Here is a 14,024-nt window from a genome sequence, read left to right as displayed (position 1 = left end):
ATGAGGAGGGCTAAGCGCCCGTCGCGTCGTCGCCCCGCGGGAGGGTCACGACCACGCGGGTTCCGTGGCCGAGGCGGCTCGCGATGCGCACGCGTCCGCCGTGCGCCGTGACGGTCCTCTCGGCGATGGAGAGACCCAGGCCGATCCCGGGGACGGCACCGTCCCGGGCCGACTGCGCGCGGAAGAAGCGGTCGAACACGTGCTGCTGGTCCTCCTCGCTGAGCCCGACGCCCGTGTCGACCACCGAGATCACGGCGTCGTCCCCCTCGGTGACGACGGCCACGTCGATCCGGCCGGACGGGGTGAAGAGGAGCGCGTTCGAGACGAGCGCCTCGACGACCTGCGTCAGCCGATCCGCGTCGCCGTCCAGCGCGATCCCGGGCTCGAGCCTGGCCTCGAGCACCAGGCCGCGCTCGGCGGCCCGCGCGGCGGCCGGCCGCACGGCGGCGTCGACGAGCGCCGTCAGGTCGACCGGTCCGCGACGCAGGGCGGGCGCGTGGTCGGCGCCCTCGAGCAGCGAGCCGATGATGCTCGACAGCTGCGCCACGTTCCGCTGGATGACGGCGAGCTCCTCCTGGATGCCCAGCTCGGCGGGGTCGTGCAGCTCGTCTAGGAGGTCGAGGTAGCCGACGATGCTGGTGAGCGGCGTCCGCAGCTCGTGCGACACGGTCGCCAGGAACTCGTCGCGCACCTGGACGGCCTGGGCGAGGTCGGTGACGTCGTAGGCGCCGAGCACGGTGCCCGCCAGCTGGCCGGGCCGGCGGCCGATCGGCCGCACGGAGAGCACGAGGGCGCGCTGGTTGCCGGGCTCCCCCACCCAGTAGACGGGCCCGTGCACCTTGTCGGCGTACACCGCCTCCATCAGGACCCTGCCCTCGCGCGCGACGGGCGTGACGCGGTCGGAACCGTAGACGGACGTCGCCATGCCGGTCTCGTGGTCGTAGCCCGCGATGTCGAGGAGCGTGCGGACCGCCGCGTTGCGGATCACGGGCCGGTCGTCGGCGTCGAAGAAGACGATGCCCACGTCGACGGCGTCCGCGACGTCGCGGATGGTCGCCGTCTGCTCGCGCGACTCCGCGAGGAGCCGGGCCTGGGCCGCCGTCGCCTCGGCGAGCTCGCGCTGGTCCCGGCGCTGCGTGGCCGCGGCCTGCGCCGCCGCGCCGACCAGCAGGGCGGTGAGGAGGAGGCCGCCGACGAGGTCGGCCCACCCGGAGCTCGTCTCGGGGAACCCGCCCTCGCGGAGCACGGGGAACACGGTGATGGCGAGCGCGCCCGCGACGGCGACGGGGACGCCGCCCGAGGGGAAGCCGAACACGAGCCAGAGGAGCGGGAAGATCACGAGCAGCGCCGCGGCGGGGAGGGTGGCGATCGTCGCATCGCGGATGAAGGCCACCGCGAGCAGGTCGAGCGCCGGCACCGCGATGAGAACGGCGGACGGGATCCGGGTGTTCGCGACCACGACGGCGAGCACCGAGCCGACCAGCACCATGGCGACGGCGACGGCGAACCAGGCGTCGAGCTCGATGACCGGCTCGACCACGGCGACGATGACCGCGACGACCGCGCAGCTGAGGAGGAACGGGATCTGAGCGCGCGTGGACCCGCGCCGGCGCCGCGCGTCCGCGGACGACCGGGCCGCGAGGACGGGAGAGGTCATGCGCGTCCCTCCTCGGTCCGCCGTCTGTGGACGCCGTGGCCCGAGCCTAGACCGAGGGACCCGCGCAGCCCGCGACCGCGCCGCCGTGCGGATCCGGCCGGACCGTCCGCGGACAGCCCGCGCGGCCTTGAGCCGAAGCCGGGGCGGGCTTGCGGGAAAGCTCGGGGGGACTTGCGGATTGCCAGCGGGTGGCTTGAGACCGCTCCGTCAGAGTGATGCATGTCGAAGGAACACCGGTACGACATCGCAGGGGCGCCGCCGAGGCGCCGACGCAGGACCGGAGACGACCGGCGGGACACCCACCCGCCGCCTCCCCATGAGCATGCGCGGCACACCGCGCGAAGAACAGGAAACCCCATGAACAAGATCGTCTCCGGTGCCGTCGCAGGTGCCGCCGGTATCGTCCTCCTCCTCGGCGGCGCCGGCAGCTTCGCGCTGTGGAACGCCAACGCCACGGTCGCCGCCTCCAGCGTCTCCTCCGGCAACCTCGCCCTCGCCGCCGACACCGCGGGCGTCTGGACCGACATCACCAACGGCGGCAGCAAGGTCATCGACCCCGCCACCTACCGCATCGTCCCGGGCAACGTCCTCCAGTACACGAGCGCCCTGACCGTCACGGCGACCGGCGACTCGCTCGCCGCCGACCTCACCTACAACCCCGTCTCCATCACGGGCGACGCGGCGCTCAAGGCCGCCATCACCACCAAGCTCGACGTCACCTCGACCGACGCCAGCATCACCCCCGCCAGCGCCGCGAACACCTTCACGGTCAAGCCCTCCACGTCCGCCTCCAAGGTGAACGTCGTCCTCACGGTGACCTTCCCCTCCGCCGCGACGACCGGCCAGAACGGCACGCTCTCCTTCGACAAGCTCGCCTTCACGCTCACCCAGCGCGCGATCTAGTCGCCCTGTCTCCCCTCCCCGCGGTGACGTCGCCCGCGGGGAGGGGGCCACACCCGTCTTCCCGACGGGCCGCACCGAAGAACCACCACCACCCGCATCACCCGCACAGGACGAAGGACGACATGGCCACGGAGAAGCGCCCCGCACGCGGCCGCCGCTCCGCACGTCCCGCCCGCCGCAGCCCCCTCCGCGCCGCCTGGCTCACCACCGGCCTCCTCACCGCGGTGGTCGTCGCCTCCCTCGCTGCGACGGGCGGCAGCTACGCCCTCTGGAACGGCGCCGCCAGCACGAAGCCCGCGAGCGTCACCAGCGGGACGAGCGGTCTCGTCGTCACCCAGCAGTCCGCCCTCGACTCGTCGAAGCTCCTCCCGGGGCAGAGCGCACTCGGCACCTTCACCGCGAAGAACACCGGGACGATAGCCTTGGACGTGGCCATCTCGACCCGAGGCACCTCCTCGAACAGCGCCTTCCCGGGCGAGCTCTCGCTGCGCCTCGGCTCCGTCGCGACGGCGGCCGACTGCGTCCACGGCGCCACGACGTACTCCGGCCGTCCGGGCCAGGTGCACACCCCCGACGGCTTCGTCCGCATCCAGCCCGGCGCCTCGGCGGTCGTCTGCACCGAGGTCCTGCTCGACACGGACGCGCCGCAGAGCGTGCAGGGATCCACCGCGCAACTCGCCTTCGCCCTCGTCGGCACGCAGGTGCAGCCGTGAGCCGCACCCGGCGACCCTGGGGCCGAGCGCACGCCGCGCTCCTGGTGGGCGCCACCGTCCTCCTCGTCGGGATCGGCGCCACCGCCGGCCACGCGCTCTGGGCGTCGTCGACGTCCACCAGCGCGAACGTCCAGAGCGCCACCGTCGCCGTGACGGAGGGCGGCTTCGACCGCCTCGCGGGCGAGCTCACCTCGCAGAGCCCCAGCCGCACCGCGACGGTCCTCGTCACGAACACGGGATCCACCCGCGACTCGTGGACCGGCACGATGACGGCGCCCACCTCCTCGACGAACGACCAGTACTTCGCCCGCAACGTGCGCGTCGTCGCGTGGGCGGCGAGCGGCTCGAGCTGCACGGCCAGCACCCCCGTCGGCTCGGGTGCCGCCACCGCCAACTGGGTGGTCCCGCCCACGCTGTCCGGGACGCTGTCCCCGGGCGCCTCGGCCACCTGGTGCGTGCGCACCACCGCGACCGCGTTCCCCCAGGGCGCGGCCTCCGTCACGGCCACGCTCACGACGGTGCTGGGATCCGGCAGCTGGACCGGTCGCGACACCGCGACCGCGAAGCAGACCACTCCGGCGCCCGCCGTCACGGGCGGCTTCAGCTGCCAGAACACCGACGGCAACTGGTACGTCTTCGTCGCCTGGGACACCTCGGTCGCGTCCTCCGACTCGAACTACGGCGTCATGGTCAACGGCACGCGCATCGCCACGTCGCAGGGCTCCTACGGCAAGGCCGCCATCACGCGTGACCAGGTGCCGTCGACGCTCGCGGCCGACGGCACGGTGCCCGTCTCCGTCGACCTCCTCGACGGCAACGGCGCGAAGGTCCGTCAGGTCGCCAACGGCACCGTCGTCGCCTTCCAGCAGAGCGGCGCGCGCGCCTTCCGCTGCTCTTGACCCCGATCACCCGACCCGGACTCCAGACCATGCCCCGCCTGCTCCCCCGCCTCCGCGCACGGCAAGCCGACGCCCTCGGGCGCCCCGCGGACGACCTCGCCCCCGTCGAGCTCGAGGCAGGCACCCGGCCCCGCGGCGGCGTCCGGCAGCTCGCCCGCTCCGCGGCCGTGGGCCTCAGCGTCGGGATCCTGCTGCTCGTCATCGCGCTCGCGGCCGTGCTGCTCGTGGTGCCGAAGGTCTCGGGATCCGTGCCGCTGACGATCCTCACGCAGTCGATGGAGCCGACGCTCCCGCCCGGCACGCTCATCGTGGTGCGACCCGTGGATCCCGACGACCTGCAGATCGGCGACGTCGCGACCTACCAGATCCGCTCGGGCGACCCCGCGGTCATCACGCACCGGATCACCGCCATCGCGTCCGCCTCGGACGGCACACGCTCCTTCACCTTCAAGGGCGACAACAACGCCTCCCCCGACTCGCTGCCCGTGACGCCGGGACAGATCCAGGGCGAGGTCTGGTACTCGGTGCCGCTCGTCGGCTGGGCGAACCAGGCCGTCAACGGGCAGGCGCGCAGCTGGATCATCCCCGCCGCCGCGGTCGCGCTCCTCGCCTACGCGGCCGTCACGATCATCACGGGCGCCGTGCAGACCCGTCGGCGGCGCACCGCATCGGCCGCCGCGGACGTCGTGGCGGAGGGCGACCACGTGCACTCCGACGCGATGGCTGCGGGCGTCGCCGAGGCGGCCCGCGTGGATCCGTCGCACCCGGGCGTCGGCGCGGCCGAGACGACACCGGCGGCCGTCCGACCCAGGGGACGCCACCGCGGCTGATCGCCGGAGCCGCGCTCCACGACGGACGGCCCGGCCGCTCCCCGCGTGAGGGAGCGGCCGGGCCGTCGTCGTGCCGCGTCGCGGGTCAGCGCCCGGAGCGGCGCTTGCTGTAGACGTCGAAGGCGACCGCGAGGAGCAGCACCAGGCCCTTGATGACCTGCTGCCACGCCGCGTCCACCGACAGGATCGACAGGCCCTGGTTGAGCACGCCCATCACGAGGCCGCCGATGACCGCGCCGACCACCGTGCCGACACCGCCCTGCACGGCAGCGCCGCCGATGAACACCGCGGCGATGGCATCGAGCTCGAAGCTCTGGCCGGCCGAGGCCACCGCGGATCCGGCGCGCGCCGTGCTGACGACGCCCGCGAGCCCCGCGAGCAGGCCCATGTTCACGAAGATGAAGAAGTTGACCCAGCGGGTCTTGACGCCCGACATCATCGCGGCGAACAGGTTGCCGCCCATCGCGTACACGTGCCGGCCGAACACCGTGCGCGTGAGGAGGAACGAGTAGAGCAGCACGAGCGTCGCCAGGATGATCAGGATGATCGGCGTCCCGCGGTTGTACGCCAGCAGGTAGCAGAGGTACATGATCGCGAAGACGGCGATGGCGGTGCGGATCCAGAACGAGACGCCCCGCTCGCGCGGCAGCTCGAGCTTCCGGAGCGTCGCGCGGGTGCGCAGCTGCTGCACCACGAGCGCGACCGACACGAGCGCGCCGATCCCGAGCGTGAGGAGGTCGGGGGCGCCGGTGGTCGGCAGGTTGCCGGATCCGATGGAGTTGAACTCGGCCGGGAGCCCGGAGATCGTGCCGCCCGTGAGGAGCACGAGCGCGACGCCGCGGAACACGAGCATGCCCGCGAGCGTGACGATGAACGCCGGTATGCCGACGAACGCCACCCAGAAGCCCTGCCACGCGCCGATGAGCGCGCCGACCACGAGCGACAGCACGACCGCGGTCCCCCACGGCAGCCCCCACTCGTTCATGCTGAGCGCGGCCACGGCGCCGACCGTCGCGACGACCGAGCCGACCGACAGGTCGATGTGCCCCGCGATGATCACGATCACCATGCCCATCGCGAGGATCAGCACGTAGGCGTTCTGCTGGATGAGGTTGGCGACGTTGCCCGGGTAGAGCAGGCGCCCCTCGGTGAGGATCTGGAACAGCAGGATGATGACGGCCAACGCCGCGAGGATCCCGTACTGGCGGAGGTCGATGCGGCGGCGCTTGCGCGTCTTCACGCCGTCGGGCGCGGGCGCGTTCGGCGATGTGGCCTGCTCGGCGGTGACGGTCACTGGTCGACTCCTGACTTCCGGCTGGCGGTCATGTGCCGCATCAGCTCCTCCTGTGTCGCGTCGGCCCGGGAGACCTCCGCGGTGAGCCGCCCCTCGGCGATCGTGTAGATCCGGTCCGAGAGGCCGATGAGCTCGGGCAGCTCGGAGGAGATGACGATGACCGCCTTCCCCTCGGCCGCGAGCTGGTTGATGATGCTGTAGATCTCGTACTTCGCCCCCACGTCGATGCCGCGGGTGGGCTCGTCGAGGATGAGGACGTCGGGACCCGAGTAGATCCACTTGCTGAGCACGACCTTCTGCTGGTTGCCGCCGGACAGCTTGCCGACGACCCCCGAGACGTCGGGCGTCTTGATGTTCATCCTCTTGCGATAGTCGTCGGCGACCGCGTACTCGCGGTGCCGGTCGATCACGCCGAGCCGGACGAGCTTCGAGAGCGCGGCGGCCGAGACGTTCACCGTGATGCTGCCGATGAGGTTGAGCCCGTAGCGCTTCCGGTCCTCCGTCGCGTAGGCGATGCCGTTCTTGATGGCCTCGCTCACGGTGCGGGTGCGGATCTCCTTGCCGTCCTTGAAGATCCGGCCGGTGATGCCGGTGCCGTACGAGCGCCCGAAGATGCTCATCGCGAGCTCGGTACGGCCCGCTCCCATGAGGCCGGCGAACCCGACGACCTCGCCCGCGCGGACGGTGAAGGACGCATCGTCGACGACCACGCGGTCGACGTCGACGGGGTGGTGCACGGTCCAGCCCTCGACGCGGAGCTTCTCCTCGCCGATGTGCGGATCCCGCGGCGGGAACTGCGCGTCGAGCGGTCGGCCGACCATCGCGCGGATGATGCGCGTCTCGATCTCGTCGGAGTCGGTGACGGGGAACGTCTCGATCGTCTTCCCGTCGCGGATGACGGTGACGTCGTCCGCGATGGCCCGGATCTCGTTGAGCTTGTGGCTGATGATGATGCTCGTGATGCCGTCGTCGCGCAGCAGGCGGATGAGGCCCAGCAGGTGCGCGGAGTCGTCGTCGTTGAGCGCGGCGGTCGGCTCGTCGAGGATCAGGAGCTTCACCTCCTTGGAGAGCGCCTTCGCGATCTCCACGAGCTGCTGCTTGCCGACGCCGAGCTCGAGCACGCGCGTCGCCGGGTTCTCGTCGAGCCCGACGCGCCTCAGCAGCTTGACGGCCTCGAGGTTCGTCCTGTTCCAGTCGATGACGCCGCCGCGCGACATCTCGTTGCCGAGGAAGATGTTCTCCGCGATGGAGAGGTAGGGGCTGAGCGCGAGCTCCTGGTGGATGATGACCACCCCGTCGCGCTCGCTGTCGTTGATGGATCCGTAGCGGACCTCGCGGCCGTCGATGGTGATCGTGCCCTCGTAGGAGCCGTGCGGGTACACGCCGCTGAGCACCTTCATCAGCGTCGACTTGCCCGCGCCGTTCTCGCCGCAGATGGCGTGCACCTCGCCGCGGCGGACGGTGACGTCCACGCCGTCGAGGGCGCGCACGCCCGTGAACTCCTTGACGATGCCGGTCATCTGCAGGATGACGTCGTCCATTGCTGCTCCTGGTTCCCGTTCGGGTCGGTGGCGCGCGCCGGGTCGGCGCGCGCCGGGGGGGGGGGCGGGGGGGGGGGGGGGGCCCCCCCCCCCCCCCCCCCCCGGGTCGGGCTACAGGCCGACGTCGGACGCCTTGAGGAAGCCGGAGTCGATGAGCACGGACTGCACGTCGTCCTTGACGACCACCTGCGGGTCGAGGAGGAAGGACGGGACGACCTTCTTGCCGTTGTCGTACGACTTGGTGTCGTTGACGGTGACCTCGTCGCCCGCGACGATCTCGCCGATCATCTTCTGGACCTGGTCGCCGAGCGCCCGGGTGTCCTTCCAGACGGTCATGGACTGCTTGTCCGCGAGGATCGCCTGCACGTTCGCCTTGTCGGCGTCCTGGCCGGTGATGACGGGCCAGTCGGCGCCGGGCGCGTAGCCGGCGCTCGCGAGCGACGCCTCGATGCCAAGCGCGAGGCTGTCGTTGGGCGAGAGGACGACCTGGACCTTCTGGCCGCCCGTGTAGAACGACTGCAGGCGGTTGTCCATCTCGGCCTGCGCGTCGTCGGATCCCCAGCCGAGGATGCCGATGGCCTGCCAGTCGGCGCTCGTTGCCGGCGACTTGCCCGAGGGCACGGTCAGCTTGCCGCTCTCGACGTAGGGCTGGAGGACGTCCCACGCGCCGCCGAAGAAGAAGCCGGCGTTGTTGTCGTCGGGGCTGCCGGCGAAGGGCTCCATCGTGATGGGGCCGGTCGCGGTGTCCAGCTTCAGCTGGTCCTTGATGAACTCGCCCTGGAGCTGGCCGACCTTGTAGTTGTCGAAGGTGGCGTAGTAGTCGACGGCCTCGGTGCCGTTGATGAGGCGGTCGTAGGCGATGACCGTGACGCCCTGGCTCTTCGCGTCCTCGAGGGCCGGGCCGAGCGTCTTGCCGTCGACGGCCGCGACCACGAGGATCTTGGCGCCGCCGGCGACCTGGTTCTGGATCTGGCTGATCTGCGCGTCGGTCTTGTTGTCGGCGTACTGGAGGTCGACGGTGCAGTCGTCGCCCTCGAGCTTGGTCTTGAGGCCCTCGCCGTCGTTGATCCAGCGCTCGAGGCTGCGGGTCGGCATCGAGATGCCGACGTTGCACTCGGTGCCCGCCGCGGCGTCGCCGCCGTCGCCGGAGCCGGTGTTCGTGGCGCCCTGCGGCGCGCACGCGGTCATGCCGACGGCGACGCCGGCGAGGAGGAGGAGGGAGCTGATCTTTCGTGCGTTACGTCCGGATGCCATGGCGGCGGGTCCTCTCGGGTGGCCCGTCCGGGTCGTGCGGGCATCCGGCGGTCGCGTCGTCGCGATGGCCGAGTGCTCCGACGCGTCCTCGGGTCGGGTGCTGGTGCGGTGAGTGCTGGTGGTGGTGCGGGTTCCGTGCGGGGCGACCCCCGGCGGAGCGGCCGGGTCACGGCGATCCGTGCGTTTGTCGTCGGTCAGAACTTATCCATTTCCTCGGCCGCCGATACGGCTTCCGGGAGACGTTATCCAAGCGTTACCGCGGGTCGCCCTCGGACGGGGGCGGCCAGGCGGAGGGCGGCAGGCGCGCGTCCGGCTCGCGGAGCGGACAGCCGCTCGCGTCCCGGCAGGACGTGGCGTAGACCGGGGTGATGACGACGTCCCGCCTCCCCACCCGGCTCCCCCTCCTGCTCGCCCCGCTGACCCTCGCCGCCGCCCTCGCGCTGGCCAGCTGCACCGGGTCGCCTGGTGGATCCCCGTCCACGCCGCCGCCCGCCGACCTGCCCGCCAGCGTCGCCCCCACGGCCACCACCGCGACGCCGTCGGCCTCCCCCACGGCCGCCGCGTCCGACGGCGCGACCGGCGACCCGGCCGCCTCCGGGGACACCGCGCGCTGCGCGGTCGACGCGCTCACCGGATCGATCGCCCCGGCGTCCGGCCCCGGCGGCGACCCGGGCGAGGGCGAGGGCATGAACCAGCAGCGCGTGACCATCGTGCTCACGAACGCCTCCGCCTCGCCATGCACGCTGCAGGGCTGGCCGGGCGTCTCCTTCGTCGGCGACGGGAACGGGACCCAGCTCGGGCTCCCCGCGACGCTGGACCGGGGCACGGATCACCCCACCGTCACGCTGCAGCCGGGAGCCTCGGCTCAGGCGCCGCTGCACTACACGGACGGGCAGGTCTACCCCGACGCCGAGTGCGGCCTGACCCCCGCGGACGGGCTGCGCGTCTACGCGCCCGGATCCACCGCGTCGCTCTTCGTCGCGTGGCCGGAGCCCGCCTGCTCGACGACGGACCACGCGCTGCTCGAGGTCGGCGGGTTCGTGCCGTCCTGATCCCTCGGGTTCCGCAGGCGTCAGCGCAGGGTCGTGCGCGCGGCCGGCGGCAGCAGGCCGAGCTCCATGGCGAGGGTGACCGCGCGGGTCCGGTCGCCGACGCCGAGCTTCTCGAACACGTGCAGCAGGTGGGTCTTCACGGTCGCGGGGGTCACGTGCAGCTCCAGGGCGATGCGCGCGTTGGTGCGGCCGGCGGCCACCAGCGCGAGCACCTCGGTCTCGCGCGGGCTGAGGGTCGGCGTCGGGCCGGCGGCCTCGACGGCGGGGCGCGCCACCTGTCGGACCAGCGCGGCGGCGATCGCGGGTGCGAGGGCGACCTCGCCGCGGGCCACCGCGCGCACGCCGGCGAGGATCTCCTCCTCGGGCGCCGCCTTCAGGAGGTAGCCGCTCGCGCCCGCCTCGATGGCGGTGAGGATGCTCGCGTCGGTCTCGTAGGTCGTGAGGACGAGGACGCGGACGTCGGGCGCCTCCTCGCGGATCCGCGCGGTCGCGCCGACGCCGTCGAGCCCGGGCATGCGGAGGTCCATGAGGACGACGTCGGGGCGCTCGGCGAGGGCCAGCGCGACCGCCGCCTCGCCGTCGGCCGCCTGGCCGACCACGTCGATGTCATCGGCGGAGGCGAGGAGCGCGGCGAGCCCGCCGCGGACGACGGGGTGGTCGTCGACGACGGCGACGCGGATGGGCGCGGGCGTCATGCGCGGGCCCGCGCGGTGGTCGGAACAGGCGCAGATTCGGGCGTCGGGTCGGGGTCGCGCGGATCGACACGGGCCGCAGCGGGTGCCGCGTGCGCGGGGATGCGCGCCGTGAGCCGCGTGCCGTCGGGGCCGCTGGTCAGTTCGAGACTCCCGCCGGCCGCGTCGAGCCGGCGGCGCATGCCGTCGAGGCCGTACCCGCCGGATGCGCGGGCCGGGTCGAACCCGCGGCCGTCGTCGCGGATCGCGAGCACGACGTCGGCGCCGTCGCGGTACAGGACCAGCTCGACCGCCGCGGCGGCCGCGTGACGGCGGACGTTCGCGAGGCCCTCCTGCGCGCAGCGGAGGAGGACGACCTCGGCGTCGCGGTCGACGGATCCGACGCCCGCGTCCGCGCGCACCTCGACCGGGATGCCGGCCTCGCGTGCCAGGCGCGCGCCCAGCCGCGCGAGCGCGGCGCCCAGGCCGTCCGTGAGCTCCATGGGCGCCGTGGCCGCGACGATCGCGCGGGTCTGCGTCAGCGCATCCCGCGCGCCCTCCTCGAGCTCGGCGAGGGTGGTCCCCGTCGCGTCCGTCTCGCCGCCGCGGAGCTCCCGCCGGCCGCGCTGGGCGAGCATCACGAGGCCCGTGAGGTCCTGCGCGACGGTGTCGTGGATGTCCGCCGACAGCCGCTCCCGCTCGCGGGCGGCTCCCGCCTCGCGGCCGAGCTCCTCGACCTGCGCCTGGGCCGCGCGGAGCCCCTCCAGCAGGTGCAGGCGTTCGTGGCTGAGGTCGGCGATGCGCGTGATCCAGAGCCCGAGCGCGATGCTCCCGCCGAGGCTCAGCCCCTGCGACACCGCCATGGTCGGGATCGCGCCGGGCAGGTCGCCGAAGCTGATCACGAACCCCACGGCGACGGATCCGGTGAGCGCGAGGGTCCCGATCACCGCATCGCGCACGCGGTCCAGCAGCAGCCAGACGAGCGGGCACAGCACGCACTGCACGATCGCGAACGACGAAAGGCTCGCGACGCCCCAGGTGGCCGCCGGGATGACGAGCGCGAGGAAGACGAGCGCGGACGGCAGCGGTGGCACGGGCTCGGCCTTGGCCGCCGTCGCCGCCGCGGAGGCCTCGAGCGCGCGGCGGCCTACCAGCAGGTAGAGGGCGGACATCGCCGCGATCGCCGCCCACGCGCCCCAGCCCGCGTCGCGCCCGGCGCCGATCGTCAGCGCGACCAGCAGCACCATGGTCACCGCGTAGCCGGCGTGGACGGTGCGGGTCGGGATCATCCCCTGAGCCTGCCATCCCGCTCCGAGGTCGCGCACCGCTCAGGAGTCCCGACGGATCCAGCGGAAGGTGGCGGCCGCGGCGATCGTGCCGCCGACCAGCCAGATCGCGAGGACGACCGCGACGCCCGCGAGATCCCACGTGCCGCCGCGCTCGACGGCCGCGAGCGCGTCCGGCAGGAACACGGCGCGCATGCCCTGAGCCATCCACTTGAGCGGCAGGAAAGCCGCGACGTCCTGCAGCCAGGTGGGCAGCATCGTGAACGTCAGGTACACGCCGCTGATGAACTGCAGCACGAGCACGATCGGCGTGATGACCGCCGTGGCCGAGGCGCCGGAGCGCGGGATGCGGCTGAGCGCGATCCCGAGCACGGCCGACGACGTGATACCGAGCGCGTACACCCACGCGAACGTGGCCCAGCGGCCGGCGTCGGTCGGCAGCTCCACGCCGAACGCGAACCGCGCGACGAGCAGCAGCACGACCATCTGGAGCAGCGAGGTCACGATCACCTGCCCGCCCTTGCCGATGAAGTACGAGAGCACGGGCAGCGGGGATCCGGCGAGCCGCTTGAGCGTGCCGTCGCTGCGCTCCATCGCGATGTCGACCGCGAGGTTCTGCACGCCCGAGAGGAGGATGCCCGCCGCGATCATGCCCGGCAGGTAGTAGGCCGCGGCGCTGACACCGCCGGATCCGTCGGGCGCGGTGCCGAGGTTGCCGGACGACCCGAAGGCCACCGAGAAGATCGACAGCATGATGACCGGGAAGAGGAACGTGAAGATGATCGTGTCGGTCTGCCGGAAGTAGCGGCGCACCTCGTAGCGGACGCGGTGGATCCCGAGCGGCAGGACGCCGGGCAGGGCGAGGGGACGGTCGGCGACGGAGCGCGCCGGGCTGACGGCGGTCATGCCGTCACCTCCTCGGTGGTCGCCGGGACGGCGGAGGGGGTCGGGGCGCCGTGTGCCCCCGCCTCCGCGAGCAGCCCGAGGTACACGTCCTCGAGGCTCGGCCGGACGATGCGGAGGTCGCGCGGCTCGCCGCCGGGCGTCGCCTGCGACAGGCGCGACACGAACGCGCCGGGCGTGCGGGTGCGCTCGTCGTGGGATCCGTCGTCGTCGCGCCAGAGCACCCGCGGGATCCGCGCCTCCTCTCCCCCGATCTCGTCGAGCCGGCCGATCGCGACCAGGCGCCCGCCCGCGATCACCGCGGCCCGGTCGCCGAGCTGCGCCGCCTCGTCGAGGTAGTGCGTGGTGAGGAGGATGGTCGTGCCCTCCGCCTTGAGCTCGCGGATGAGGTCCCAGAACCGGTGCCGGGCCTCGGGGTCGAAGCCCGTGGTCGGCTCGTCGAGGAAGAGCAGCTCGGGGCGTCCGATGATCCCGAGGGCCACGTCGACGCGGCGGCGCTGGCCGCCGGAGAGAGCGCGCAGCAGCGTGCCCGCCTTCTCGGTCAGGCCCACGGCCTCGATGGTGGCGTCGACGTCGCGCGGCCGGGGGTACATCGCGGCGAAGTGCGCGACCTGCTCGCGGACCGTCATCGCGCCGCTCTCGGAGCTCGACTGGAGCACCATGCCGATGCGGGCGCGCCAGGCGCGGTCGCCGGTCGCGGGGTCGACGCCGAGCACGGACGCGGATCCGCCCGTGCGGAGCCGGTACCCCTCGAGGATCTCGATGGTCGTCGACTTGCCCGCGCCGTTGGGCCCGAGGAGGGCGAACGTCTCGCCGCGGTGGATGTCGAAGGAGACGCCCCGGAGGGCGGTGGTCGTGCCGTAGGTCTTCTCGAGGTCCCGCACGCTGACGTGCTCCTCGACGGCTGCTGTGGTCATGGGTCCAGCCTCGCGCGCGCCGGGCGGGAGCGGAACGGCCGAGCGGTCGATCCGCGGCATCGGCCGATCGGTGGATGCACGCGTCGGCGCGCGGTGGCGTGCCG

Annotated in this window: 13 protein-coding genes; 5 read left to right on the top strand and 8 right to left on the bottom strand. The window is 73.0% G+C overall.

What is annotated here, in order from left to right:
• Positions 1–10: 10 nt before the first annotated feature.
• Positions 11–1,657, bottom strand: a complete 1,647-nt coding sequence (locus tag NL142_RS06495) for a sensor histidine kinase (RefSeq protein WP_435081402.1) — start codon at positions 1,655–1,657, stop codon at positions 11–13.
• A gap of 357 nt (positions 1,658–2,014) precedes the next feature.
• On the opposite strand from NL142_RS06495, the gene NL142_RS06490 reads away from it, so the two are divergent.
• The 4 genes from NL142_RS06490 to NL142_RS06475 all read left to right on the top strand — a co-directional run bounded on the left by NL142_RS06490 (position 2,015) and on the right by NL142_RS06475 (position 5,002).
• Entirely contained in the window at positions 2,015–2,560 is a 546-nt protein-coding gene (locus NL142_RS06490) for an alternate-type signal peptide domain-containing protein (protein WP_012037936.1), read from the top strand.
• A gap of 122 nt (positions 2,561–2,682) precedes the next feature.
• Entirely contained in the window at positions 2,683–3,273 is a 591-nt protein-coding gene (locus NL142_RS06485; RefSeq protein ID WP_194682862.1) for a TasA family protein, read from the top strand.
• The gene (locus NL142_RS06480) at positions 3,270–4,172 is read left to right on the top strand and encodes a hypothetical protein (RefSeq protein ID WP_435081401.1); all 903 of its coding nucleotides are present in this window, start codon (positions 3,270–3,272) and stop codon (positions 4,170–4,172) included. The genes NL142_RS06485 and NL142_RS06480 overlap by 4 nt, the downstream gene beginning before the upstream one ends.
• 29 nt (positions 4,173–4,201) lie before the next feature.
• Positions 4,202–5,002, top strand: coding sequence for a signal peptidase I (locus NL142_RS06475; protein ID WP_435081400.1), 801 nt, complete (start codon positions 4,202–4,204; stop codon positions 5,000–5,002).
• Positions 5,003–5,087: 85 nt separating this feature from the next.
• Here the strand turns inward: NL142_RS06475 and mmsB are convergent, their stop codons facing one another.
• From mmsB to NL142_RS06460, 3 genes are all read right to left on the bottom strand, one after another.
• Positions 5,088–6,296 carry a multiple monosaccharide ABC transporter permease gene (gene mmsB, locus NL142_RS06470; protein WP_043587491.1) on the bottom strand — a complete coding sequence of 403 codons (1,209 nt, stop codon included), beginning with the start codon at positions 6,294–6,296 and terminating at the stop codon, positions 5,088–5,090.
• Positions 6,293–7,837 (bottom strand): multiple monosaccharide ABC transporter ATP-binding protein, encoded by a 1,545-nt coding sequence (mmsA, locus tag NL142_RS06465; RefSeq protein WP_194682865.1) that lies wholly within the window; start codon positions 7,835–7,837, stop codon positions 6,293–6,295. Before mmsA ends, mmsB begins: the two co-directional genes overlap by 4 nt.
• A gap of 111 nt (positions 7,838–7,948) precedes the next feature.
• The gene (locus NL142_RS06460) at positions 7,949–9,091 is read right to left on the bottom strand and encodes a substrate-binding domain-containing protein (RefSeq protein ID WP_194682866.1); all 1,143 of its coding nucleotides are present in this window, start codon (positions 9,089–9,091) and stop codon (positions 7,949–7,951) included.
• A 368-nt stretch (positions 9,092–9,459) separates the two neighbouring features.
• On the opposite strand from NL142_RS06460, the gene NL142_RS06455 reads away from it, so the two are divergent.
• Positions 9,460–10,143 carry a DUF4232 domain-containing protein gene (locus NL142_RS06455; protein ID WP_435081399.1) on the top strand — a complete coding sequence of 228 codons (684 nt, stop codon included), beginning with the start codon at positions 9,460–9,462 and terminating at the stop codon, positions 10,141–10,143.
• A gap of 20 nt (positions 10,144–10,163) precedes the next feature.
• Here the strand turns inward: NL142_RS06455 and NL142_RS06450 are convergent, their stop codons facing one another.
• The 4 genes from NL142_RS06450 to NL142_RS06435 are packed head-to-tail and all read right to left on the bottom strand — an operon-like array spanning position 10,164 to position 13,920.
• On the bottom strand, positions 10,164–10,838 hold the full coding sequence (locus NL142_RS06450; protein ID WP_194682868.1) for a response regulator transcription factor: 675 nt from the start codon (positions 10,836–10,838) through the stop codon (positions 10,164–10,166).
• Positions 10,835–12,103, bottom strand: a complete 1,269-nt coding sequence (locus NL142_RS06445) for a sensor histidine kinase (protein WP_234424515.1) — start codon at positions 12,101–12,103, stop codon at positions 10,835–10,837. The genes NL142_RS06450 and NL142_RS06445 overlap by 4 nt, the downstream gene beginning before the upstream one ends.
• A gap of 39 nt (positions 12,104–12,142) precedes the next feature.
• Positions 12,143–13,006 (bottom strand): ABC transporter permease, encoded by an 864-nt coding sequence (locus tag NL142_RS06440; protein ID WP_435081398.1) that lies wholly within the window; start codon positions 13,004–13,006, stop codon positions 12,143–12,145.
• Complete coding sequence (locus NL142_RS06435; protein ID WP_435081397.1) at positions 13,003–13,920, bottom strand: ABC transporter ATP-binding protein; 918 nt, start codon at positions 13,918–13,920, stop codon at positions 13,003–13,005. Before NL142_RS06435 ends, NL142_RS06440 begins: the two co-directional genes overlap by 4 nt.
• Between the last annotated feature and the right edge of the window lie 104 nt (positions 13,921–14,024).

It is taken from the genome of Clavibacter quasicaliforniensis (genome assembly GCF_051201715.1).
Lineage (GTDB): Bacteria > Actinomycetota > Actinomycetes > Actinomycetales > Microbacteriaceae > Clavibacter > Clavibacter seminis.
Note: the sequence above shows the minus strand (reverse complement) of the source record. Positions and strands in the feature narration are given on the sequence as shown.

Bases quoted from the DNA above. Each gene is read 5' to 3' on its own strand.
- NL142_RS06495 (WP_435081402.1), bottom strand. From the start codon at position 1,657: ATGACCTCTCCCGTCCTCGCGGCCCGGTCGTCCGCGGACGCGCGGCGC.
- NL142_RS06490 (WP_012037936.1), top strand. From the start codon at position 2,015: ATGAACAAGATCGTCTCCGGTGCCGTCGCAGGTGCCGCCGGTATCGTC.
- NL142_RS06485 (WP_194682862.1), top strand. From the start codon at position 2,683: ATGGCCACGGAGAAGCGCCCCGCACGCGGCCGCCGCTCCGCACGTCCC.
- NL142_RS06475 (WP_435081400.1), top strand. From the start codon at position 4,202: ATGCCCCGCCTGCTCCCCCGCCTCCGCGCACGGCAAGCCGACGCCCTC.
- mmsA (WP_194682865.1), bottom strand. From the start codon at position 7,837: ATGGACGACGTCATCCTGCAGATGACCGGCATCGTCAAGGAGTTCACG.
- NL142_RS06460 (WP_194682866.1), bottom strand. From the start codon at position 9,091: ATGGCATCCGGACGTAACGCACGAAAGATCAGCTCCCTCCTCCTCCTC.
- NL142_RS06455 (WP_435081399.1), top strand. From the start codon at position 9,460: ATGACGACGTCCCGCCTCCCCACCCGGCTCCCCCTCCTGCTCGCCCCG.
- NL142_RS06450 (WP_194682868.1), bottom strand. From the start codon at position 10,838: ATGACGCCCGCGCCCATCCGCGTCGCCGTCGTCGACGACCACCCCGTC.
- NL142_RS06445 (WP_234424515.1), bottom strand. From the start codon at position 12,103: ATGATCCCGACCCGCACCGTCCACGCCGGCTACGCGGTGACCATGGTG.
- NL142_RS06440 (WP_435081398.1), bottom strand. From the start codon at position 13,006: ATGACCGCCGTCAGCCCGGCGCGCTCCGTCGCCGACCGTCCCCTCGCC.
- NL142_RS06435 (WP_435081397.1), bottom strand. From the start codon at position 13,920: ATGACCACAGCAGCCGTCGAGGAGCACGTCAGCGTGCGGGACCTCGAG.